21 protein-coding genes are annotated in these 25,897 nt (G+C 33.3%); 12 read left to right on the top strand and 9 right to left on the bottom strand.

What is annotated here, in order from left to right:
- The first annotated feature begins 22 nt into the window (after window positions 1–22).
- The 4 genes from IPK88_11990 to IPK88_11975 are packed head-to-tail and all read left to right on the top strand — an operon-like array spanning window position 23 to window position 4,399.
- Window positions 23–826: an SDR family oxidoreductase gene (locus IPK88_11990; protein MBK8244138.1), complete on the top strand. Its 804-nt coding sequence runs from the start codon at window positions 23–25 to the stop codon at window positions 824–826.
- 1 nt (window position 827) lies between these two features.
- Window positions 828–2,243, top strand: coding sequence for a choice-of-anchor B family protein (locus tag IPK88_11985; protein ID MBK8244137.1), 1,416 nt, complete (start codon window positions 828–830; stop codon window positions 2,241–2,243).
- Window positions 2,244–2,247: 4 nt separating this feature from the next.
- Window positions 2,248–4,122: a hypothetical protein gene (locus tag IPK88_11980; protein ID MBK8244136.1), complete on the top strand. Its 1,875-nt coding sequence runs from the start codon at window positions 2,248–2,250 to the stop codon at window positions 4,120–4,122.
- 46 nt (window positions 4,123–4,168) lie between these two features.
- On the top strand, window positions 4,169–4,399 hold the full coding sequence (locus IPK88_11975) for a hypothetical protein (GenBank protein MBK8244135.1): 231 nt from the start codon (window positions 4,169–4,171) through the stop codon (window positions 4,397–4,399).
- Here the strand turns inward: IPK88_11975 and IPK88_11970 are convergent.
- The 6 genes from IPK88_11970 to IPK88_11945 form a co-directional block, all read right to left on the bottom strand.
- A complete protein-coding gene (locus IPK88_11970) occupies window positions 4,368–5,981 on the bottom strand; it encodes an ATP-binding cassette domain-containing protein (GenBank protein ID MBK8244134.1) in 1,614 nt (537 codons plus the stop codon). The two genes, IPK88_11975 and IPK88_11970, sit on opposite strands and share 32 nt — an antisense overlap.
- A gap of 695 nt (window positions 5,982–6,676) precedes the next feature.
- Window positions 6,677–7,549, bottom strand: coding sequence for a hypothetical protein (locus tag IPK88_11965; GenBank protein MBK8244133.1), 873 nt, complete (start codon window positions 7,547–7,549; stop codon window positions 6,677–6,679).
- Window positions 7,539–7,874 carry a hypothetical protein gene (locus tag IPK88_11960; GenBank protein MBK8244132.1) on the bottom strand — a complete coding sequence of 112 codons (336 nt, stop codon included), beginning with the start codon at window positions 7,872–7,874 and terminating at the stop codon, window positions 7,539–7,541. Before IPK88_11960 ends, IPK88_11965 begins: the two co-directional genes overlap by 11 nt.
- A gap of 36 nt (window positions 7,875–7,910) precedes the next feature.
- Window positions 7,911–10,325 (bottom strand): penicillin acylase family protein, encoded by a 2,415-nt coding sequence (locus tag IPK88_11955; GenBank protein ID MBK8244131.1) that lies wholly within the window; start codon window positions 10,323–10,325, stop codon window positions 7,911–7,913.
- 9 nt (window positions 10,326–10,334) lie between these two features.
- Window positions 10,335–11,099, bottom strand: coding sequence for a peroxide stress protein YaaA (gene yaaA / locus IPK88_11950; GenBank protein ID MBK8244130.1), 765 nt, complete (start codon window positions 11,097–11,099; stop codon window positions 10,335–10,337).
- Window positions 11,100–11,333: 234 nt separating this feature from the next.
- Window positions 11,334–14,057: a CotH kinase family protein gene (locus IPK88_11945; protein MBK8244129.1), complete on the bottom strand. Its 2,724-nt coding sequence runs from the start codon at window positions 14,055–14,057 to the stop codon at window positions 11,334–11,336.
- A gap of 341 nt (window positions 14,058–14,398) precedes the next feature.
- Between IPK88_11945 and IPK88_11940 the strand changes: the two genes are divergently transcribed.
- The 3 genes from IPK88_11940 (at window position 14,399) to IPK88_11930 (ending at window position 15,913) form a co-directional block, all read left to right on the top strand.
- Window positions 14,399–14,956: a GNAT family N-acetyltransferase gene (locus IPK88_11940; GenBank protein MBK8244128.1), complete on the top strand. Its 558-nt coding sequence runs from the start codon at window positions 14,399–14,401 to the stop codon at window positions 14,954–14,956.
- Window positions 14,957–15,132: 176 nt separating this feature from the next.
- Entirely contained in the window at window positions 15,133–15,513 is a 381-nt protein-coding gene (locus IPK88_11935) for a GxxExxY protein (GenBank protein ID MBK8244127.1), read from the top strand.
- 136 nt (window positions 15,514–15,649) lie between these two features.
- On the top strand, window positions 15,650–15,913 hold the full coding sequence (locus IPK88_11930; GenBank protein MBK8244126.1) for a hypothetical protein: 264 nt from the start codon (window positions 15,650–15,652) through the stop codon (window positions 15,911–15,913).
- A gap of 38 nt (window positions 15,914–15,951) precedes the next feature.
- Here the strand turns inward: IPK88_11930 and IPK88_11925 are convergent, their stop codons facing one another.
- Together IPK88_11925 and IPK88_11920 are read right to left on the bottom strand one after the other, a co-directional pair.
- Window positions 15,952–16,743, bottom strand: coding sequence for a hypothetical protein (locus tag IPK88_11925; protein ID MBK8244125.1), 792 nt, complete (start codon window positions 16,741–16,743; stop codon window positions 15,952–15,954).
- A 1,181-nt stretch (window positions 16,744–17,924) separates the two neighbouring features.
- Window positions 17,925–18,674, bottom strand: coding sequence for a hypothetical protein (locus IPK88_11920; GenBank protein MBK8244124.1), 750 nt, complete (start codon window positions 18,672–18,674; stop codon window positions 17,925–17,927).
- A gap of 502 nt (window positions 18,675–19,176) precedes the next feature.
- On the opposite strand from IPK88_11920, the gene IPK88_11915 reads away from it, so the two are divergent.
- Window positions 19,177–19,350: a hypothetical protein gene (locus IPK88_11915; GenBank protein MBK8244123.1), complete on the top strand. Its 174-nt coding sequence runs from the start codon at window positions 19,177–19,179 to the stop codon at window positions 19,348–19,350.
- Window positions 19,351–19,455: 105 nt separating this feature from the next.
- Here IPK88_11915 and IPK88_11910 read toward each other — a convergent pair whose 3' ends face one another.
- Window positions 19,456–20,256, bottom strand: coding sequence for a hypothetical protein (locus IPK88_11910; protein ID MBK8244122.1), 801 nt, complete (start codon window positions 20,254–20,256; stop codon window positions 19,456–19,458).
- A gap of 448 nt (window positions 20,257–20,704) precedes the next feature.
- Here IPK88_11910 and rsmH point away from each other — a divergent pair, with 448 nt between their 5' ends.
- The 4 genes from rsmH (at window position 20,705) to IPK88_11890 (ending at window position 25,897) form a co-directional block, all read left to right on the top strand.
- Window positions 20,705–21,754, top strand: a complete 1,050-nt coding sequence (gene rsmH, locus IPK88_11905) for a 16S rRNA (cytosine(1402)-N(4))-methyltransferase RsmH (protein ID MBK8244121.1) — start codon at window positions 20,705–20,707, stop codon at window positions 21,752–21,754.
- Window positions 21,755–21,914: 160 nt separating this feature from the next.
- Complete coding sequence (locus IPK88_11900) at window positions 21,915–22,556, top strand: NAD(P)-binding domain-containing protein (GenBank protein MBK8244120.1); 642 nt, start codon at window positions 21,915–21,917, stop codon at window positions 22,554–22,556.
- A 294-nt stretch (window positions 22,557–22,850) separates the two neighbouring features.
- Window positions 22,851–23,894 carry a pirin family protein gene (locus IPK88_11895; GenBank protein ID MBK8244119.1) on the top strand — a complete coding sequence of 348 codons (1,044 nt, stop codon included), beginning with the start codon at window positions 22,851–22,853 and terminating at the stop codon, window positions 23,892–23,894.
- Window positions 23,895–24,103: 209 nt separating this feature from the next.
- A complete protein-coding gene (locus IPK88_11890; protein MBK8244118.1) occupies window positions 24,104–25,897 on the top strand; it encodes a DUF1800 domain-containing protein in 1,794 nt (597 codons plus the stop codon).

Here is a 25,897-nt window from a genome sequence, read left to right as displayed (position 1 = left end):
ACAACTATAAAAAAATAAAAACATGTCAAATCAATTATTAGCAGGAAAAAGAGGCATTATTTTTGGTGCATTAGATGAACAATCTATAGCATGGCACGTCGCTAAAAAGTGTGTGGAACAGGGAGCTAAAATAACATTAACCAATGCGCCTGTCGCTATGCGTTTTGGTAAAATATTTGATTTGGCTAAAGAATTAAATGTTGAAGTTATCCCAGCAGATGCGACACTGGTTGAAGATTTAGAACAACTCCTCACAAAATCTATGGAAGCCACTGGTGGTAAATTAGATTTTATACTTCACTCCATAGGGATGTCTCTTAATGTTAGAAAAGGCAGACCCTACACGGATCTTAATTATGAATTCATGCAAAAGTCATTTGACATATCTGCAATTTCATTTCATAAATTAATGCAGACGGCACTTAAATTAGATGCGATCAATGAATGGGGATCTATGTTGGCACTTACATATATTGCTTCCCAGCGTGTATTTCCAGATTATAACGAAATGGCAGAATCCAAATCATTGTTAGAATCATTTGCTAGAAGTTTTGGCTACCATTTCGGAACACTTAAACATGTACGTGTGAATACGATATCGCAATCTCCAACCATGACTACTGCCGGATCCGGAATAAAAGGATTTCAGGAATTCTTCGATTATGCGGATAAAATGAGTCCATTAGGTAATGCAAGTGCCGATGCTTGTGCGGATTATTGTGTAGTGATGTTTTCAGATCTCACCAGAATGGTGACCATGCAAAATTTATATCACGATGGTGGATTTTCATCTATGGGAATGAATCCTGCAGTTTTAAACCTTTAACATGAAATTCTTAGTCGCACTGTTTGTTATTAGTATTCATTTACCACTGTATTGCCAGCCAGTCAAAATGAAATTATTGGGTCATTGGAGAGATTCTCTGATTCCAGGATCATCGGCTCATAACAATGCTTTTAATGAAGCATGGGGCGTATGGAACAAAGGCAGAGAATATGGTATTATTGGTTCGACATTAGGCATACATTTTATTGATGTTACAGATCCTACTCATCCTAAAGAAGTGGCAAGAGTTTTAGGGGGCACGAGTAATGCAAGTGTTATTCATCGCGATTATGATGATTACCAATGTTACCTTTATGCTGTGTGTGACGAAGGTGATAAGAGCTCATTACAGATTATGGATTTTAGCCAATTGCCAGATACAGTCATTACAGTTTATGATTCTAAAAAGCTTTTGATTAGATCCCATAATATTTTTTTAGATATTCCAAAAGGAAGATTGTATTCCTGTGCAGAAAAAGCTGAGAATGGATATTATGCATTGAGTATTTATGATTTAAAGAATCCAACCAATCCTATATTATTAGGACATTTTAATCAATTTGGTGATATTAAAGCAAGCCATGTTCATGATGCGTATGTTAGAAATGACACGGCCTATTTAAATTGTGGGAATGATGGATTTGCTATTATGAATTTTAGTGATATTAATAATCCGGTTGCACTTTTTACACTCAAACCTAATGAATATAAACAATCAGGATACAATCATTCAGGATGGTTAACTCCAGATGGAAAAACTTATGTAATGGCTGATGAAAATCATGGTTCTCCTGTTAAGATTTTGGACTTAAATGATTTTTCAAATATAAAAGTAATTTCAACTTTACCCATTGAAAATGATAACATTGCCATACCGCACAATCCATTAGTTAGTTGTCAATATGCTTATGTTGCCTATTATTATGATGGTTTACAAGTTTATGATATTTCTAATCCAAAACATCCTATAAAATCATATTATTATCCGACTTCAACAGAGACTAACGATTTAAGATACAAAGGAGCGTGGGGCACTTATCCCTATTTACCTTCTGGAAATATTATCGTTGCAGATATGCAAAACGGAATGTTCGTTTTGGAAGGAATAGAAAAGCCTTGTAATGTCATCAAATCATGTGCACAAGCAGTTTCGAATCATCATATACAACACTTTGAACTTACCATAATTCCAAATCCTTCTAAAGAATATATTGAAATATCATGGGAAGCGGCATCCGAAGTCCATTCATATCAGATATTAAAAATAGATGGAACAACTGTACTTGAATCTTCAACGATTACTCAGGGAACTATAAGAAAAAAAATTGATGTATCGCATTATTTACCTGGTCTATATTTAGTTCGAGTAGTCAATAATTATGGCAGCTCAATCCACAAAATAATTATAGGAAATTAATAGAATGATCATTCGCAAAAAATCAACAATTAATTTCATAGCAATATCCATTCTGTTACTTGGCTACAGTTTCCAATTGACTGCCCAGGATCGAATTAGAGATAGTATTAAATTACGGGAAGATTCAATTGCTAAAATTCCATTAATGATGTCAGTGACCTATTCGGGTCATACTAATGATATTTCACCAATACGATCCATTGAATATTTAATTCCGCGGTATGATCCATTTGGTCAAATTACTTTAAATAATTATGGCTCACCAATCTTGTTCAATAGAGCAATATTCAAGGTAAACGAACATCTAAATCACGGTTTTGGAGGTACTTCATTTTTTCACAAGGACATTGACCATTTTCCCATTTATCATAGCAACAAATTATATTCTGAAGTAAGTGTATCAGAAGGAAAAGCTTTTGGAAAATCACAATCGGGATTGGTAAATAATCTAACAGCAGATGCATTATTTACAGGATCCTACAGGAACAATATTCATTGGACGTTAATATATAATCGAATTAACCAACTCGGCATTTATCAAAACAGTAAAAACTTGCTGAGTTCCTTTGGAACCGGTATTCAGTATTACAGCCATGACCAACGATTTGGATTCAACATTTGTTATGTCAATAATCGCGATTTGATTGGACATAATCATGGGATCATCGACAGTATCATTCCGAAACTTATTCTAGTAGATTACGGTATACGAGAATCCGTTCCAAGTTATTCCACCACTGCTTCTACAAGTATTAAGAATAGTCAATATGGTTTTCACAGTTATTATACATTTAATCACACCACTCCTTTGTTTAAACCTACGATACACTTATCTTCAGCCTATCATAGTTATGAACATCTTTTTGCGGATGGGAACATTTCCAGTTCGGGAAATTATTATCCCTACGCTTTAATTCTGGATACAGGATCTATCCATAGAATATATCATCAATATTCATGGGATTCAAAGTTAAAACTTACACTAAACAACTACTTCAGTCTATCCTATGGATATGAAACAAATCACGTTTCATTTGATTCCAGCATCACAGAAATTCCGATACATCATCTTGGGTTAGAAGGCCATTTAAAATGGTATGGCTACCACTTTAATGTTGAATATAAAAATAAAAAGCAACAGAACAAAAATGAAACGGGAATATCTTTGGAATTGGTAAAACCCTTTACATCTTTAGGTCAATTTGTAATGCGATTCAATCAATCTTCACAAATTCCTTCCTTAGTTTTTCAAAAATTTTATTTGCAGGGATTTTTGCAATGGGATAATCAGTTTAACAATGTATCGATTCAATCCTTTGACTTTAAATGGTTATCCAATATATTCTTGATTCCTAACCTTGATTTTAATATCAGTAACATAAAACATCTGATTTTTTTTAATTCACAAGCCAGACCGGTGCAATACAATGATGCACTCAGATATATTCATTTAGCAGCAAGCAAACAATTCAATGTAAAACATTTCAGCACACTACATAAAGTAGATGTTCACAGCATAACACCTAATGTTACTGGATGGTCAGCATGGCAATCCTATCATGATCTTTCCATAAATGGTTTTATCTTTAAAAAATCATTAGATGCTCGTTTTGGTGTTGCAGCTCTAATTAATGCGCCAAGCACCCAATTCAAATATCAATCCTACACAGATCAATTCTATCCTATAGGAAGCTATAACGAAACCCTAGTTCCTACAATTAATGCATTTCTGACATTACGAGTAGATGAATTTACTGCGAAAATAAATTTCGAACACATCGATTCCTTTTGGGAAAAAAATCGACCCAATTATATTTTTGGATATCCCGAATATGATTTTTTTGCAAGAATCATACTTCAATGGAAATTCATAAATTAACTATCCTATTTTTGATCTGTTGATGGGCAACTGATGTTTTTTTTGCTTGAATTCTCTTTATAATCCCAACAGATTACCATTCCAACCGATTACGCGATTACCTCTCAAACCGATCACCCGATTACCATTCAGACCGATTACCCGATTACCCCCCAAACCGATTACCATTCAAACCGATTACCTTTTCAGACTGATTACACAATTACCACTCCAACCGATCACCATTCAAACCGATTACCTCCCAACTACCCGTACAACTCCTTCAACTGCTCCTTAACCCTTGAATCTGCTAGATATTCTTCATAGCTCATATTCTTATCTAAAATACCCTTTGGTGTTAATTCAATAATGCGATTCGCAGTAGTATTATTAAATTCGTAATCGTGAGAGTAAAACATCATCATCCCTTTGAAATCAATGAGACCATTATTTAATGCAGTAATAGATTCCATATCCAGGTGATTGGTAGGATCATCTAATACTAAAAAATTTGCATTGGTCAACATCATTCTAGATAACATACAGCGAACTTTCTCGCCTCCAGAAAGTACCTTACATTTTTTAAAAACATCATCTCCAGAAAACAACATTCGTCCCAAGAATCCTCGAATATAATTTTCGTCTTTTTCTGTGGAATACTGTCTTAACCAATCTACAAGATTATCTTCATTGTCAAAAAAGGCGCTATTGTCTTTTGGAAAATAGGATGAAGTGATCGTAATTCCCCATTGAACTTCACCTGTTGATGGTGGGATATGTCCGAAGAGCATTTCAAAAAAAACAGTAATGCTCATAGGGTCTTTAGAGATCAATGCTATTTTATCACCTTTATTTACAGAGAAACTCACATCTTTAAACCAGGTGATACCCTCTTTAACATAGGACAATTGTTCTATCTTTAAAATTTGGTCTCCTGCTTCACGATCTTGTTTAAACATAATACCCGGATACCTCCTTGTAGATGGTTGGATATCATCTATGGTTAATTTTTCGAGATGTTTTTGTCTTGAAGTAGCTTGTTTGGATTTGGAAGCATTAGCACTAAATCGTGCAATAAATTCCATGAGTTCTTTACGCTTTTCTTCAATCTTTTTATTGCTATCTGATCTCTGCCTGGAAGCTAATTGACTGGTCTGATACCAGAAAGAATAGTTTCCTGCAAACAATCTTATTTTATTAAAATCAATGTCTGCAACATGAGTACACACTTGATCTAAAAAGTGCCTATCATGTGATACTACAATAACCGTATTTTTAAAATTGGCTAAAAATTGTTCAAGCCACATCACTGCATCAATACTTAAATTGTTAGTAGGCTCATCAAGGAGTAGAATATCTGGATTTCCGAATAAAGCCTGTGCTAATAATACACGAACTTTATCATTACTTTCCAAATCTTTCATATAAACATAATGTTTATCTTCTGTCACACCCATACCACTCAACAATTCAGCTGCTTCATATTCAGCATTCCAACCATTCATTTCAGCAAATTCACTTTCCAGTTCTGATGCTCGAATCCCATCAGCATCAGAAAAATTTTCTTTAGCATATATGGCGTCCTTTTCCTGAATTAATTCATATAATTTTTTATGACCCATGATGACTGTTGTCAGTGCTTGGTAATCATCAAAAGCTGATTGATTCTGATTCAAAACCGCCAAACGTTCTCCAGGACCTAAGGATACATGCCCGGTTTGTGAATCCAGTTCTCCGGATAAAATTTTAATAAAAGTCGTTTTTCCGGCTCCATTGGCACCTATAATTCCGTAACAATTCCCTGGTGTAAATTTTATATTTACATCTTCGAATAAAATTTTTTTTCCGTAACGGAGTGATACATTATCTACTGAAAGCATGAAAGGTATATTTAATGAGGGCGCAAATGTAGGACTTTTTTGGGATATGACATAAATGAATTATATCCATATTCAATCCATTAAACATTAGATGTGCGATGACTCACTAATAAATATTCAATTAAGTAAAGCTTCCTGTACTTATTGAAAAATTAAATTATAGGAAAACTGATTATATTTTGTAGTAACAGAAATTTGGAACGGCCTTAAGAGATAAGCCGTTAAAAAATGATGTAATGAAACCGTTAAAAATTCAAAACTGTATGAGCTCAACAGAATGTTAAAAAAAAAGAACAGGAAAGCGAAGTGAGCAAGTGTTGGGCCAAGCAAAAGTAACAAGGGAAATGGCGAGTTTTTTGAATTTAGGTTTCATGAAATCATTTTAGGCTTAGATCTTACAGCCTAGAATTTTTGGTTCTTTTTTTTCATGAAAAAAGAACAAAAGTTGTTAAATTAAACTTGTAATTAATCTTTTATATGAATGTCAAATAACCAAAATGATTTTTATTTCACTTATTTAATTTGCATAAGTAGTTGTGTATTAAAAAAAATTAAAATTGTAATGCTTCAATCGAGGATCTCGTTCGAAATGAGACAAATTCCATAAAGCAAACATGTCAGATATTTTGTGACTTGGACCTTTAGGCAATGGTTTGTATCTTTGTTTTGTTGGCTAAAGCCAAGTTACCAAACCACTATTTATTCAAATAATACCGAAGACCTAAATTAAGGGTATATGCTTTCGTAAAATTATCCGGATTGTCAAAAAACAATGTTGCTATGGGTTCTATTTCAAACTGTGGTAAGATAAACCACTTGTAACCGATTCCAATTTGATAATAGGCATCTGCAAAAGTGCTACGATGCACTTGATTATTATAATAATTTTTAGAAATTGACCATCTTATTATCGTTGCTTGGCTTAACAAATAGACAAAATGTTTTTCATTAATTTTTATTCCAGGTAAAAAACTTACGGGTATTCCAATGACTAAATAAGAGGATTGATTTTTGCGGAATACGCCTCGTTCAATATTTTCAAATTGAATTCCTAAACTTGAAAAAATTTGTAGTCTTTTGTAGTAGTTCGAATAATAGATTTCAGAAGTCCATCCTATTCCATTCCAATCTATATAATCTTTACCATTCTGTCCAGATAAATCCCTACCGAGTGGCAAACTTAAACTATGATTTAAACTAAAATGCTTAAATTTTGCACCTAGGGAATTCCGTAAAATGAATTCACATGCTGTAAACCTATTCCTATAGTATGTATTATTTTCAAGATCCGGAATTTGAAATTCAAAATGCTCCACAAAACGAACCTGTCTATACTTAAGCCTTAGACCAACATTAACTTGATTATTCAAGCCATATATTATGGATGGATAATAACTTAAAAATTCAGTGGAACTAGAAGCAAAAAAATCAACATTAGATCTGTAATAATTCGCAAATAGTCTAACATCACCGGATTTTTTAGGATACATTCCATAAGCAACAAATGCATCCTGGGCATTGAGTTTAATAATTAACAATAATAAAATCCCAAGATAACTACATTTCATGCTTAATGTTATATGGCCAAATTAAATGTCTGATTGCTGCTCCACTCCAGGCTCCAAGTCCTGCTGTTACACCACCTATCAAACCAGTAATATAAAATAGTGAACTCACACTCAACCCTTGAAATATTTCTCCTATCATCCCAGTCAATGGTGAAAAACTTGTCCAATGATAAAAATAGGATACTCCCAACCAAACCATATTACCTGCAATAAAACCAAAAGCAAATGCCCTAATTAAAGAAATCTTCATAAAAAATGCAGCTACTCCAGATAAGATTAACATCCAATAAAAGGGAAGATAAAATCCAGCAAGGAGCAATAGCATAACAAAAACAATTAAATTCAATGAATGCTTCATCATCTATTTTTTAAATTCATAAGTAATAAGTGGCGTGAGATCATGAATCGTGTTAGCATAATTCAACGAATTATATTTTCCCTGACTCCAATCCGACACCATGCTTCGATAATAGGGACTGCCTGGACGTCCATCCTGGCCACCTGGATAAATACCATAGGCATGAGGTCCATCTTTTGTCAACTCAACGATCATACGCCATGAAGGACCAAATGTTCTGGCATGTGCATTAATAATATCTTTGGATCCTGAAGTCGAAACAAACGGAATTCCAAATGCAGGAATTCTGGCCATATGATCTATGGACGCATGTTTGTAATCAGCCCATTTTTTAGTTAACAATAATTTATCTTGTAACTGATTTAATAAACTATCATAGGATATCCTTACTACATCTGATAAACTTTCCTTTCCGGGACTTGATAAGATATCAAAATATTTTAAATTCACTTGTTCCTTCATCAGCCTTATGGTCGTTTGATCTGAAGGCATTGCTGTGTATTTCTTTAAAGTATCCTGACTTATTTCATCCCATACCAAACGATGAAATATATCCATCCATAGATCAAAATAAACTGGAGCGACAGCGTTTGAATCATACATGTAATTCCATGATTTCAATTCATGATACACTTGTTGATTCACAATATTCATAGGGGTGGTATCCAAATATTTCAATAATGATGGCAAGGCTGTTTCCGCTCTTAAACTATATGCATTATATTGTAAAGCTTTCATATCATCCACATTCCATAATTTTTTTTCACTGAGATACCGATTGATCATGGTTCCTCTATAATCTCTAAAATCACCATCATTGTAATACACCGGAAAACCACGATCTGTTGATTTTTGATTCGCTGAAGAAACAAATCCCCGAATAGGATTTATCGTATGAGGTGTAGATGAAAGTGGAACAAAACCATGCCATGCATTTTCTTTTTTTGTGCCATCCATAACGAATCGACCCTGTTGATTTACTTTAATAGGCATCTTACCTTGAACGGTTAATGCAATATCTCCAGTCTTGCTAATAAAAGCGAAATTTTGAGCTGGATAAGGAAATTTTTGAATGGCATTTCTATAATCACCTACATTTTTTCCCTGATTCAATAAATCAAAAACATCCATTTCGCAATAGGCTGAAGGGTCCTGGATAATCCAGTGCATGGCCAAACCATATTTAGCATGCGAAATCTGATTGTAAACGACAGGACCCCAAACCGTCAAAGGCACAGTATCTAATACATCTTGTTGTCCTTTGACTTTTATTCGTTCGATGCGATATTCAGTATTCTTCCATTCATTGTTATAAAAATACGATGTCATGGATTCATCTTTCCATTTAATTTGATACCAATCCATAACATCCCAGCCACCATTGGTAATTCCCCATGCTATATCTTTATTGAATCCAATAATTACACCCGGAATACCTGGAAAAGTAACCCCATAAACATTGCGATCAGGTGTGACAATTTGTTGTTCATACCAAATACTTGGAAGACTTAAATTCAGGTGTGGATCATTACACAATATAGGATTTCCGCTAACAGATTTAGAAGGACCCACTGCCCAATTATTGGATCCAAGGCCTGGATCCTGAATGGTCCTTTGAATGGGAATAAAACCTAAGTCTTGATTCGAATTCTCTACCTGATTTATCAATGAGTCTACATTAAAATCCCATTTCGTTCCTTTGGGAATCACTGGATCAGAGAATGGATCATATTCAGGAAATAATAAATCAAAATCAGCACCAAAAAAAGTTTTTGCATTCGTCATTTCAATATCCTGATCTCGTCCACATAAAACTTCAGCCATGTTTTTATGAAACAGGGAAGATCGATATGGTGTCCATAATTCGGGTTCGAAATTCATCAATTTATATTCGATGGGCAGATCTTTGTAATCTAAATGTTGAATATAATAATTAACCCCATCGCAATAGGCTTCTACCAGTTTATACGCCTCTGGAAATTTTTTCCAAACTTCTATACTTTGTTTTGCGGATTCCGCCAAACCCTTTCTTCGTTTGTTCCTATCAAAATTCAGAGCCTTACTCCCAATGATTTCGCTGATCCTTCCCTCTGCAGCACGAGTAGAAAAGTCCATTTGCCATAAGCGATGCATGGCATGAACATACCCTTGCATAAAATAAGCATCTCCTGTGGACTGAGCAAAAATATGGGGCACCATTCGATCATCAAATAAGATACTTCCTTCTTTATGCATTTGGTTTAACACTGTATTTTGAATACTTTTAGTAGCCCTTACATTCTGCCAAAATCCTGTAAAAGGTGACATGAATTTTCCTAAAGGAGGAATGGCATTATCCCCAACAATAATTGGTTTTTGTAAAAAATAAATCCAAAGTATAGAGAGAAGAATGGGTATAAAACATTTAATGATTTTCATGAAAGGAAGTTAGCGAATAAAAAATAAATCTGTGTCTGTTGATTTGGATTCATCGTAAGAATAATGATCCAGATTGAATGATTTCACATGTTTGATGGTTGAAGCCTTCATTTGAGCCAAATGTTTGATCATTAGTCCACGGGCAACTTTAGCGGTGTATGATACAAAAATAAGCTTACCGGCTCTAAGTTCTCTAAAGTGTATATTGACTATTGGCGCGACAACATGTTTGGGTTGAATGGCATGAAAGTATTCATTGGAAGCGAGGTTGACTACAAAAGGAGCTGAATTTGCATTAATATCATCATTCAACAAATCAGTAATTTGATTGCCCCAGTATTTATATAAATTGGGTTTTCGTTTGACATTTAAAGTGGTTCCCATTTCCAATCTATAGGCTTGAATTAAATCGTTGGGTCTTAGCAGACCATATAATCCGGATAAGATGCGCACATGATCCTGACAATAATCCAATTCGTTCGATTTCATGTGATAGGCATCAATTCCGCGATATACATCACCTGAAAAAGCAAATAGAGCGGGTCTGGAATTATTAGCATCAAATGTCTGATTGAATGCCTGATTTCTAGATACATTCTCGTCCGCTAATTTAACAGAAATATCCATCAGTTTTTGAAGATCCTTGGACTTCTTTTTCTTTAACACCTCCACGATCGGCCATGACTGTTCCCACAATCTAGGAATTTCACTGGATGTAATAGGAAAAGGATCTTTGTAATTCAGATCTTTAGAGGGCGAAATCAAACAAATCATAGGCAAACTTTGTGCATAATTAAGGGATTAAAAGGAAATTTTAAAATGAAATGATAAATTAGATATATGCATAATTATTTATTGTACTAAAAAAGTCATATAATCTTAAAATTTAAACATTAAAATAATTAAAAAGTTAAACTCTTAAATTACATTCTAGATTTTTAAATATTATATTCAATTTACCAATGAAAATTGAAGATTTTATTCCATTCACTTCTAGAAAAATACAAATTATTTTACTACAATTTTAAACACAATCTCCCTGCCCTCACTAAAAGCTTTTCCAATATAAACTCCTGTTGGTAAACTGTCAAAATAAATTTCATGCTCTGATGTCTTTGGTCTTGATTCCTTACCTGAATTTACTTGCTTTCCTGTACTTGAAAAAATCTTCAATTGATTTAATCTGTTTGGACTTATAATCCGGAAAGTGCCGTTATTAGGATTGGGTAAAATTTGTATGGATGATATTATAAGATCAGAATTCAATACAGGATTACATGTTATGCTGTAGACTTTCTTGCATTGATTGGAATCAGTTATTGTAAGCATGACTATTTTCTCTGATGTTTCAAGGGTATCACTTTTGGAGCCATTGCTCCAAACATAAGTATATCTTATCGATGGATCTTCAGGAACAAAATAAAACTTACATAAGGATGCTTGAGAACCTGGCATTGATTCCAGAATTCCTTTGATTTCGGAAAACTGATTGATGTCCTTAAAGGTGCTTGATATACATCCGTTTTCATCTGTTACTTCAAGCTCATACTTTCCTGATTGTTTCACTTGTATACTTTGAGTTTGTTCGCCTGTACTCCATTTGTACCGTTTAAATGGATCAGATATCAATGCTATACTATCGTATGGGCAAAAAGCATTCGGACCTATAATTTGTGGCTTAGGATTAGACCATACAAGGACATGTATTTGATTTCGAATGATTGAGTGTTGATTACAATTCAAATACAAATCGAAGGTATAAAATCCCGCACGGTCAAAACTTACAATAATTTCATGCGCATTCAATGTATTGATGTTCGGTACGTTTGCAGAAACTTCATGTTGTTCAAAAGTATATCCTAATTTTACTAAATTAGAATCATTAAGTATCAGTTTTTGTCCTTCGCAAATAAATAAAGTATCCGTTCCTATCCAATTGGATTGGAAAATAATTGGACTATTGTTATTAACCGTAATAACATGATGTGAGCGATTCAGATTATAGTCATTGTCATTGGGTAGTTCTACTTTTTCTTTGCTCATCAAAAATCCCAAAGCATCATATCGCACTACGAGAAAATAATTTTGCTTACCAATTGCTTTTGGGAAAAAAACTCCTGCCTTAAAATTAGTATCTACCAAAACACTATCTGATCTCAACAAAGCCGCACGTCTGTCTATCATTTTTGTACTATCTAAAGGATCTCGTAATTCTACCAAAACCCATCGGATAATATCTGCCGGTATGGTACTTATTTTTTCCATTCCCTGATAGTTGAATGGGGCAGTATTGAAAGGTTGGTTTTTTTGGATCGTTGGTCTATTACCTGAAAAACACTCAGGGTCATGCGGTATTTCCATTTTCGCTACTGCAGGTGGCGGAAAACAACGACCAGGCAAATTAGCATCCATCCATGTTAGACGATTTCGAATCCAATTTTTTAATCGGTTCATTTCATCTGGATATGAACTTGCCACGTAAGCATTAAATCCTCCTGGATTGGTTCCCAATATTTTCCATTTTGTAAAATGTCTCTTTTGGGCTGCGTCTAGTGTATCAAAAGCATATTTATTTAAATATTGGAAAAGATAGCTTGTATCCCATATTGTTTTTCTTAATTCAAGATAGCGGCACTTCACCATATTGACATAATTACTATCTGCGAGTAATCTTCGCCAAATAATGGGCGTAGGTAAAGTTGCCGGGACACAACCATCATACATCCAACCATTCGTTTGTCCACCAGAACAAAAACTAGCATTTCCGAATGCAAAATTATAATCCCATACCGGGCCAGCTTTCAATTTACCTTCACTTCCATCTTCTGCTAGTTTCTCTTTATAAAAATAACTACTCGCTTTATAAGCATCTATATTTCTCGAAAATTCACTGATCAGAAAATAATCTATGAATGTATTAACTCCAAGATATTTCTTATATCCATTTACAGGATCAGCAAATTTTGAAGATGCCATCAACAATTCAACGGTATCTATAAAATTGTGTATATAATTCTGCTGGACAGGCTTAATATCCTTAGAATCCGGGTAATGATAAAGCCAGGTGATGTCTTGATTTGTAGTCGACTTTACTTTAGAAACAAAACTCAGATCTGAAGCATTATTTTTCTTATCTACCTTCATAATATATCCTCCAGTAAGGTCCAATCCTGAGGTATCTGCAGTTGTCATTTTGGAAACATCCACACGATTGGGATCCCGCTTAATCGATTCCATCATAATATAAACACCCACATACTCATTATTCAAAACCAATTCACATAATCGAGTGCGAGGGCCCCAATGTCCCATTTCATTCCAAAAATGATAGGTCATCACATTGCGCAACAAACTAATATCATTATAAGGCGCATATAATACCCAATCCTCTTCTTTGGGCATGTCCAGAATGGAGGTATCCAAATCATTACCCGTGACACTATCACGCAATTCAATACCGTACTGCTTTTGTGGATAAGATTGAGAACTATTACCTCGAATTTCTATAGCAATAAAGTTATTGTAATTATATTTTAAATCTTTAATGCTATTGGTCTTCCCGGGGCCATTGTATATAATCTTCATATGTGCCAATATTTTTGGTTCATTGGCTATGGTTTTACCTCTGGTATCTATGATACATATGGGTAAATTGGATGAGTCCAGTTTAATGGTTTGCGCCTGAATAAAAAAACAAAACAAGCTAAAAATGAAAGATAATATGGATTTCATAAGTATAAATTCAACTAAGGAATTAACAAATGTAAAGTCTTTTAGCAAAATTTTGACTTTAAATCAAAACAGATCATTGGGTTTAATAAATAATACCTATTAATCAACATTTTTGATAAAACATAGGTTAATATTCATTTCAAATTGGAATTAATTAAAAGCAAGCCATTTAAATGGAAAACATCAAAGACAAACATTAAAAAAATATGAATCTATTGTAAATTGTTAATGCAAGCTAATTGTATGCAAACTATACTTTAAATGATTGTTGAAAAATAATATTCAAAATTCGATTAATACAATTCAATACAAATAATAACCCAAAATAGTAACTTTGCCTTATGGAACCTTTACATATTAAAACACCACTTCTTACGATTCGTCACCTAAAACCATCAGATCTCGATGATTTTCATCTCTACCGTTCCAATCCTGAAGTCACAAAATATCAGGGATTTGATGTCATGACCTTAGTACAAGCAGCCGAATTTATATTGGAAAATGAATCCAAATATTTTGGTAATGCAGGTGAATGGGTACAATACGGCATTGAACATAATAACTCTGGTAAATTGGTTGGAGATTGTGCGATTAAACTCGATGTACTTGATCCAAGGATAGCAGAAATTGGTATTACCATATCTCACTTAGAACAACGAAAAGGTTATGCCAAAGAAACCTTAATAAATCTGTTGAAATTTTTATTTGATACTAAAGACATTCATCGCGTTGTTGAAATAGTAGACACTGAAAATATAGCATCCATCGAATTATTAAAAAGCATCGGTTTCAGGCAAGAAGGCCACTTTATTGAAAATATCTTCTTCAAAGGTAAATGGGGAAGTGAATACCAATATGCAATGTTAAAACGAGAATGGGATAAAAGAAATGAAGGGTAAAGTGATTAACATTATTTTGAAAAAAAAATTATACGCTGAATACTATATTACCAAACAATTTTTAATGATAGTAAATTCTAAAAATTGTCTGAACTGGGATTACTAGGATTTTGAGGATTTTTGAGATTTTTACCAAAGAACTAATTACATTAATTATAAAATATTTATTTTGCAACATGAAATTTGAAGCATTAACTGGGAGTATTATCAATTGTGCTATGGAGGTACATAATATATTAGGAAGCGGCTTTCAAGAAGTGATTTATCAAAGAGCTTTGGAAGAAGAATTTAGATTAAGAAATATTGACTTTATACGTGAATTTGAAATGGATATTAATTATAAATCTGTTTTAATAGGAACTAGAAGAGTAGATTTCTTTGTCGAAGGACAGATTAGTGTCGAATTAAAAGCAATAACGCTACTAGAAAATCTTCATCTTGCACAAGCAATGAATTATCTAGAAGCATATAATTTAGAAATAGGTCTATTAATTAATTTTGGCAACTCAAAGCTTCAATTTCATAGACTAACTAATAAAAAATATGTACCAAAATAGAGAATATATGTATTACTCTAATAAAATAATTTCTAATACATCCCATTCATCCCATAAATCCCAGTTCAGACAATTTTGTAACATGCTTTCAGATAGCTATAACAGAAATTACAATTTAGTATTTTAAAAACTTTATATGTCAATTAAACGAACGCTCCTCCGCGAATTTGAAGTCGCCTTTTCAAGAAGCGCACAACCTCTTTGGTTTAGACTTATTAAATACCTTATATTGGGAAGCCTGATTTTATGTTTTTGGAAAAGTCAATTGTTTTTAAAAATAATAGCTATAATATTTATTTTATCACTTACAGTTCATTTTTGGGTTCGTTATAAAACAAAAGCCTGGACTCAGAGTTATGGTTTATGGGATTATAAAGAAAATAAATCCAAATTAAAATAAAGTATTGAAATGAAATTGCTTTAATATCGTCCTAATGTTCAAAAATTCAAACTATACCCAACATTTAAACCTAATAATCGTAATCCATTTGTATAAAATCCATCATGAGTCAGCCTATCATTTTTTATATCATACAATTTAAATCTATCGGTCGCTTCACCACCACGTCTAAATTTATAATTCACACCTACAAATATATTTGGTGTAATATAATAACTGTAGTTTAAATTATAACACCATATGCTTCCGCCATGTTTAAAGTTTCTATCTGAATCGACAATATAGGCATAATATTCAAAATCTGTAAATATTTCACGCGTACTACTTTCTACTCTTTTTAGTGGCATACTGTTTTCAATACCAATTTCAATTCTTGATTTAATTTTAGGCATATAATATGCCAATTCCAAACCTAATGCACCATAATAAATGGTTTGATCTACTTTTAAGACTAAAACAGTAATTACCCTTGATTGCAATGGATTAAATGAATAATCATGTTTTATTTTGGTTTTCTTGATTCCAAATTTTAAGCCAATATCAAGCCTATTATTAATCAAAAACTTACGAATAATAATTTCTGGTTCATATGCTAAATAATCATGCGGATCAACAATACCAAAGATTGGTTTGTACGAAAGAGTAGTATCGGTATCGAGGCCATTAGTTTGAACTTGATAAGCATAAACAGTATTATATTCGTTTGTAGAGTATTGATAATTATGCTTTACAAATGAATAATAACCATTAAATTTTAATTCCACTTTTGAGATAACCTGACTACTAAGTAGTGTAGGTAAAAATAAATAAAATAATATTCGTACTTTCATAAATCTAAATATTCTAAAAATAATAAGTCAGTTTGTTGACTGGTCTATATTTCAAGTTAATGAATTACAAAATATAAACATTTCCTTATATTTCTACTCATTACTTTAAAAAATCAAAGGTATCATGCTTGTGCAGTTTTGTCAAGTACTTTTAAACTAACGCAGGGAACTTTTAAACGAGCGTATAAATTATGGCTCGATTTATGTCAAAATGTCATTTTATAATGGAAAAATATTTGCGAGCCGTTAATAAATACGTCTACTTTAATAAAGCCTAGTTCATCTAGCTTTATCAAACTAAACATTCTTGTATCTAACTATGAAGCTTATGAATTCACAGGCTGGCTTAAATTCTGGTATTTTTATTGTTTATAAACTAATGAAAATAAATTGATTGGTTTAGATTGATTCTTGCCTTTGATCATAACTATTTTAGATTAGAACATCTGCCAGATATTGAATTGAAGATTTTTTACCACATACTTCGATCGTTTTGCATTGGAGTCAGAGCCATCGCCGTTAGTAAATTTAAGATATTAGTTGGTATTATATGCAATCGAAGTCAGAGACTTCGACGATCGTTGTTATTAGTAAAAGTTGATCAACTTAATTTGTAAATTAGCATAAATATTAACACCTTACCAACTGTTGAAGATAATACTATCAAAGGAATAGGGAATATTGACAATGAAGAATTGCTTCAAGAAGTTTATACTCAATTAAAAGACATTCAAGAAACAAAGCAGATTATAACTTTAAATTCCGAACAAAAATTAAACATTGAGGGGGTCAGAAATGATTATAGAAATAATCTTTTTTATACAACCGACCAAGTATTTAAAGATATATTAGATGGCTAAAATAGTTGCCTGGTCTGAAAGATCAAAAAATGACTTAAAAAGGATTAAGAAGTTTTAAGACTTAAGAAACCAGTCATCTGCTTACAGCAAAAAACTATTAAAAACTTTTCGCGACGCCGCCCATTTAATTTAAAAGTCCCCTTTATTATTGATTCCCAGGATTCCGAAAATGTTAGGGGTTTTGTTATACTTGAGTATATTAAATTTTAAGAAATCATGAAAGACCAAAAACTTATAATTTTTTTTTTGGGATTGCAGACGTGATCCAAATCAACTACTAGATATATTGTCAGATAGAAAGATTTGTTCAAGGCCAGTATATTAGCTGATAGACACCAATTCAATCGCATTCATCACTCCATTCTTCAATGGATACAATTGCCCATTAACTTCTTGAAGAAAACTCACTTTCAAAACTACAAACAAAATACCTGCTCCTGTCGGCAGCTGAGTTGGATTTAGCACAACCTCACTAGGAGTTAGATCTAAAGCTAAAGTTACCACAAGACTCTTTGAAGAATTAAAAGCACCTGTCATAAAATCAATTTTGGACCAAGCAGCTTCAATGCTACAATGTGTTGCACCAGAAGGACAAACCAAATCCTGTTGAGGTAGAAAATCAGGAATGCGCACAACCCCACGTGCTATATCCACATGATAATTAGATTTGAGTACTTGACTCAATACAGATTCAATGTTAAAGTTAAATCCCTTTAAATGTGCTTTGCCTTCCACAGTAGATAACCCAACCCCTACTTTTCTACTTCCTCGCAGATTAGAGTTATCCAATTTTATTACCTGAGCTAGTTGCTTCACCATTCTGCTTACCACCAAAGCATCAGATTCTTTGGCAGTAATGTTTCGCAATGAAGTACGAATCCATTTACCCGCATGATTCAGTTCAGCGAACTCTTGATTATTTTCTCGAGTTCTAGCGAAGGCTGGATCCGTTTTTATCCGGGTCCCACTAGCTCCACCTTTTGTTCGAACGATATACCCGTATTTGCTTTTGAAAAAACTTAAATCATTGAGTTTACCTGAAATTTTAATCAGGCCGATTTGGTGTGCCATGTCTAATAATTATAATGTTAAAATATTTACAATGCTATTTGACTAAGGTCAAAAACATTTTGCTCTCATTGCTTAAACGAATTTGAATATGGAAATATTATTTTCATGGAGAGATCCCAGTTCTATAAAATATGAGAATGAGACGAGGATAATTCGTGGAAAACCCGTGAACAATTCGTGATGAAATATTCTTTAAAAGTTCGAAAAAAATTAGTTTCCTTAGTAAAATAGAATAATAGAACTATACTAAACCCTAGATTCAGAAATACGTAAATTGCCAAAAGAAGAATTAAAACATTTAGACAAAAGTTGGTTAAGAATTACTGGCCCTTATTTCGAATAAATTCTTCTAATAGACAGATAATCTAACTTTTAGAAGTATATCAATTCCTATGAATAGATTCATTGTTGAACCTACAGTAGAATTTAACAAAATAAAAATTGACATTTTATCCAATGCCATGAAATTTATTTAGAGACAAATTACCAACTTCAAATAAATATGCATTATATCTGTTTTAGAGAGGCTTGGCTTAATATTTTAGAAAAAATAGGAGGTTCTTGTCTTGAATTTGTGTTAGATTGGTATTCTGCAAATATGGACAAAATTGACGAGGCTTCAGTTGAAGGTTGTTTATTGACACAAGGCAGTGTTGAAAGACCTTGGATTCTTTAAGAAGCAGGTGTTGCTAAAGGAAAACGTGGGTAAAAAGTTATGGATTATGGAATTTTGAAGAAAATAAAGTAATGAAATGAAATTGCTTTAAAATCGTACTAATGATCAAAAATTCAAACTATACCCAATATTTAAACCTAATAATCGCAATCCATTTGTATAATATCCTTCGTGTGTAAGTTTAGTCTCTTGATTTATAAATTCTTGTAAATTAAATTTGTCTGTAGCATCACCACCACGACTAATTTTATAATTAAAACCAATAAATAAGTGAGGCGTAATAAAATAATTATAATTAATAAAGTAACAGAAAATACCCCCTCCATGCTTAAAATTTCGTGTTGGCTCCACAGTAAAAGCATAAAACCGAAAATCTGTAGTGATTGATCGAGTACTGCTTTCAATTCTTTTATGGGGCATACTATTCTCAATACCAATTTCTATTCTTGATTTAATTTTTGGTAAATAATAAGCTATTTGAAGACCTAATGAACTATAATAAATAGTTTGATCTACTTTCATAGGTACAATAGCCGTAATTCTGGCTCGTAAAGGATTAATGGCAAAATCATGCTTTATTTTAGTCCTCTTAATTCCATATTTAAAGCCGATGTCTAGTCTTTCATTAAATAGGAATTTGCGTAAAATAATTTCAGGCTCATAGGTTAAATAATTGTGTGGATCGACAATCCCATAAATCGGCTTGTAACTAAAACCTGTATCTGTTAAATTTCCATTGGTTTGAAGTTGATAGGCATATACTGTATTATATTCATTGACAGTGTATTTATAATTATGCTTTACAAATGAATAATAACCATTAAATTTTAATTCTACCTTTGAAATAATTTGACAATTGAGTACAAAGGGTAAAAATAAATAAACAAATAATGTTTTAGTTTTCATGTATTTAGATTTTTTAAAAAACACCAAGCCAGTTTGTTTGCTAGCATATTATTCAAGTTAATTAATTACAAAATATAACTGTATCCTTATATTGAATCTCTTAATCTACAAGATCAAAGATATCAGGTCTATGCGTTTTTGTCATGTACTTTTAAACTAACGCAGGGAACTTTTAAACGAACGTATAAAATATGGCTTGATTTAACGCAAATTGTTAGTTATAAAATGAACTAAAACCAAAATTCTGGCGATTGCTAACAAGTGTAATATAAAATTTTTGTATATAGTTAATTTATATTTGAGCACAACACACTCATTGGATTTATGTTATAGATTATAAACTTTACTTAAAACAGGTAAAACTTAAATTAGCTTGAAAATAAATGCAAATCAAAGATTCGTTGAAATTATATTTAAAAGGTCCCAGTTTAATAATTACTTTTACATCATGGATCCTAATGAATCAAAACCACCCAGACGTATTAGATACAAAGGCACCCACCCAAAATCATTTAAAGAAAAATATAAAGAACTTCAACCGGATCGCTACAAAGAAGATATTGACAAGGTTTTGGAAAAAGGTCGAACGCCTGCAGGAATGCATCGCTCTATATGTGTAAACGAAATTCTAAACTTTCTAAACATTACACCAGGTCAGATAGGATTAGATGCCACCTTAGGGTATGGCGGTCATAGTCTCGAAATACTCAAATGTTTGTCACCTGGAGGCCGTCTTTATGCCATTGATGTAGACCCCATTGAATTGCCCCGCACCAAAGAACGTTTAGCTTCATTAGGTTTTGGTGATGAGGTGCTCGTTATTAAGAAAATGAATTTTTCAGAGATAGAACAAATTGCTGCAGAAGCCGGACCGCTGAATTTTGTATTAGCCGATTTAGGTGTTTCTTCCATGCAAATAGATAATCCCGAAAGAGGATTCTCCTTAAAAATGGATGGACCTATGGATCTTAGATTGAATCCAAAAAGTGGACGACCTGCATCAGCATTATTAAAAAATATTTCACAACAGCAATTGGAAGACATTCTTATCCAAAATGCAGATGAACCTCATGCTGCCATCATTGCGAAAAGTATAATTGCTAAAATGGCGAAAACTAAAGGGATTGAAACTACGAATCAACTAAAAGAAGTTATTGCAGAAACACTTGGATTCCTTCCAAACAATAACAAAATAGACCAGATTAAAAAATCTTGTCAACGGTGCTTCCAAGCATTACGTATTGAAGTCAATAATGAATTTGGTGTACTAGAAAAATTTCTTGAGAAACTTCCTGCAGTGCTTGATACTGGCGGGCGTGTCGCAATTCTCACTTTTCATTCCGGTGAAGATCGTCGTGTTAAAAAATCATTCCAAAGTTTATTTCGCTTGGGAATTTATTCTGAAATTGCAGCTGATCCGATACTTCCATCCTCTCAGGAAATATACAATAATCCGCGCTCGAGATCTGCAAAATTGCGCTGGGCCATTAAAGCATAAATAAGTATTCAGTAAGTTTGGTATAGAATAAATGAGATTCAAATAGGTTATTATTTACCTGTAAATACTTTATGGTTGATATAAATTGATGCATTGCTATGCTTGATTACCTATTGAACAATACCAAGAATAATATGTTGAAATATCAAAAATATCAAACATGAAAAAGATTGGAATTGTTGGATCAGGAATTGTTGCTAAAACATTGGGTAAAGGATTTATAAAATATGGTTATGAAGTTATGCTAGGGACTAGCGATCCATCAAAACTCCAAGACTGGAAAAACATTACAGGACCAAATGCACAAATTGGTTCATTTTCAGAAACAGCTCAATTCGGCGACATCATAGTCCTTGCCGTAAAAGGAAGTAAATCTAAAAATGCATTGGAACTTATGGGTCACGACCATCTAAAAGGTAAAACTATCATAGACGCAACTAATCCAATTGCAGATGCTCCACCGACTAATGGTGTGTTGAAATTTTATACCAATCTGGATCAATCCCTAATGGAAGAATTACAACTTGAAGTGCCAGCAGCTAACTTTGTAAAAGCGTTTAATAGTGTAGGAAGTGCATTTATGGTAGATCCACATTTTGAGAGTAAACCAACTATGTTTATTTGTGGTAATAATGAAGATGCCAAAAAAGAAGTTTCATATATTCTGGATCAATTCGGTTGGGAAGCAGCAGATTTTGGAAAAGTAGAATCCGCAAGAGCTATTGAACCATTGTGTATCTTATGGTGCATACCTGGAATGTTGCAAAATCAATGGTCTCATGCTTTTAAATTACTTAAGTAATCGACAGTATACAGGACTATATGTTGAATGGACAACTTAAATATGAATGCCAATTTAATTTATTGTAATAAAAGGTAATTTTCATTACAAATTGATCATAAACATAAGTAGAATTGCGCATACTCTTTTAGAAATATATTTGTCTTTAATATGTGGTAAATGAATATCTTTAACTTAGAAATTTAATTTATGAAAAGCAATATCAACAGAAGACATTTTTTTAGCAAATGGGCAATCGGTTTAACCAGTTTAATAACATTACCTGCAATTGGAATCATAAAAGCAATGAAAGATATGAATGAACCCAATCCAAACGAAAACAAAAAAAATCCCATCAAAAACATCAAACCATTAGGATTTCAATGGGACACACAAGATCCATTTTTATTTTGCGTTCATCATGAAGACAAATTTCCAAAAGGCAATGATGTTATGGGCCCAGCCACTCCTATCGATGACAGACCATTGGGCGATGATTTTATCATTAAGGATGGTTGGAGAATGTACCATGGCAGAACAGTTCCGGGATTTCCTGAACATCCTCATCGAGGTTTTGAGACCATCACTGTAGTTCGAGAAGGTATTGTCGATCATGCCGATTCATTAGGTGCTGCAGGAAGATATGGTCATGGGGATGTTCAATGGATGACTGCAGGTAAAGGGGTCCAACATTCTGAAATGTTTCCATTGATCCATAAAGACAAAGAAAACCACATGGAATTATTCCAAATATGGTTGAACCTTCCGAAAAAAAATAAAATGGTGGATGCCCATTTCAAAATGTTATGGAGCGACACCATTCCAAAGTATATGATTACAGACCAAAATGGCAAACAAATAAAAGTTGAAGTCATGGCTGGGCATCTGGATCAATATAAAGCACCTACCCCACCACCCAATTCATGGGCTGCTGACCCAAATAATGAAGTTGCTATTTGGAATATTAAACTCGAACCCGGCGCTCAATGGACCATCCCCAAAGCATCCGCCGGAATAAACAGAACACTATACTATTACGAAGGCCAGGAAATAAATATCTCCGGCACACCAATTTCAAAATATCAAGCAGTTGAAGTCCATTCAGATTTTGATATTATAATCCACAATGGAAATACACAAGGCCGATTGTTAATTTTACAAGGTAGACCCATTAATGAACCCGTCATTCAATACGGTCCATTTGTTATGAATACCAAAGAAGAAATCAATCAAGCTTTCGAAGATTATCATAAGACCCAATTCGGCGGTTGGCCCTGGAAAAAAGGAGATCAGGTTCACGATAGAAATGCAGGTAGATTCGCATTACACGCAGACGGCACGAAAGAAGTTAAATCATAACATTTAATAGTTCTTATAAAAATGAAACACATTTTTTATTAAAATAAGGAAAAGACTTTAACAAAAAAATCTCAGGGTTTACACTGATTTAAATTCACCCCTACTTTGTCAGGGTCTTCCCTGATTTTTTATTAATTGTAATAATTAATATCCCACTTGTTAAAAGTATTCCTATTTTTGAGCATCGTACCTTTTAAAATTGAAATCATATGGTTAAATATCTATTTGGGATTTCATTTCTCCTGATATTATTTGGCAATCCATCTTATAGCCAGAAAGTAATCCTTGGCGGAAATAATGCAGCAAATGTTAAAGTTTCTTCCAGCGATCATTGGCACCCATTATTTTGGAAAGATAGTGCCAGTTCACGAAATACATTGAATGGATCTGGTCTTAATTATGAACTTTTTGACGCCAGTCGATTCTTGTGTCAGGCAACTTTGGGTGCTAACCTTCAAGAAATTCAGCGAACTTCTTTAATGAGTAAGGATGCATGGATTGAAGAACAGTTTAAAGTAAATCCAAGGTACATGTCCGTTGAACTTGATAAGGTATATAAGGAAGTTCTGGATTGGTATTATTTAAATGGAGGGGATTCAACCAACCAACCTGGCCTGTATTGGAATCAATTCCAATATGCCTGGTGGAATCTCAATATGACCAATCAGGATAAACTTAGACAGCGTGTGGCTTTTGCTTTGAGCGAGTTATTCGTTATATCTATTAATGCAGACATTGGTAGTTATGCTGTAGGATTGGCTAATTATTATGATGTATTAACCCGGAATTCTTTTGGAAATTTTAGAAATTTACTTAGAGAAGTTACCCTTCATCCTGCCATGGGTTCTTATCTCAGTCATTTGAACAATCCAAAATCCAATGAAGAAGAAAATATTCATCCCGATGAAAATTATGCACGTGAAATCATGCAGTTGTTTTCAATTGGGCTGTATGAATTAAATATTGATGGTACTTACAAATTAGATTCGCTTGGAAATCAAATTCCGACCTACGACCAAAATGATATCAAAGAATTTGCAAAAATATTTACCGGTCTTTCCTTCTCGGCTATAATGACCAACAGATGGATAGACACAGCACAATTCGGTGTTGATATTTATTTAGGGGATCTTACAAAACCTATGAGAATGTTCGATGAATATCATGAGCCGGGATCAAAATATTTGTTAAATGGTTTAGTAACTCCTGCACGTCAATCCGGAATGGCCGATATTGAAATGGCAATTGATAATTTATTCAATCATCCAAACGTAGGTCCTTTTATTTGCAAACAATTGATTCAACGTTTAATCAAATCAAATCCTACTCCTGCTTATGTGGCACGAGTAAGTCGCATTTTTAATAATGATGGAAAAAATGTACGAGGAAATATGGCAGCTGTAATCAAAGCCATATTATTAGATCCAGAAGCTCGGGATTGCGACTGGTTAAGTGACCCAAAAAATGGTCAGTTAAGAGAGCCTATATTGCGATACAGTCAGTTTGCCTCAGCGAATGAACTTGAGCAATACTATGGTAGGTTTTGGAATACAGGTTATGAATTTTTAGATAATGCAGGTCAACTTCCATTTGCGTCTCCAACAGTCTTTAATTTCTTTTCTCCTTTTTATAAACCCAACGGCCCGATCGGAGATCAAAATTTAGTTGGACCTGAATTTCAAATACACAATTCAAGAACCAGTATTGGATTTATTAATCAAGTCAATAACTGGGCTTTGTATAGTTACGTGTTTTATTCCTGGGAAAGAGATGATCCTTACACGACTTTAGTTACTACTGAATTAGAAGCATTGGCCAGAGATCCTGAAGCTTTGGTTAATCGCCTGGACGTTCTATTTACTCATGGTAATTTAAGCGATCGCACCCGATCTATTATTAAAAATTCAATGACTACTTTAACCGGAGGAGATTATCGTGAAGATCGAGTTAGACTTGCATTATATCTCATTATGATTTCACCTGATTATGCCATATTTAAATAA

The sequence above is a fragment of the Candidatus Defluviibacterium haderslevense genome (genome assembly GCA_016712225.1).
Taxonomy (GTDB): domain Bacteria; phylum Bacteroidota; class Bacteroidia; order Chitinophagales; family Saprospiraceae; genus Vicinibacter; species Vicinibacter haderslevensis.
This window is presented reverse-complemented; position numbering and strand designations above follow the sequence as displayed.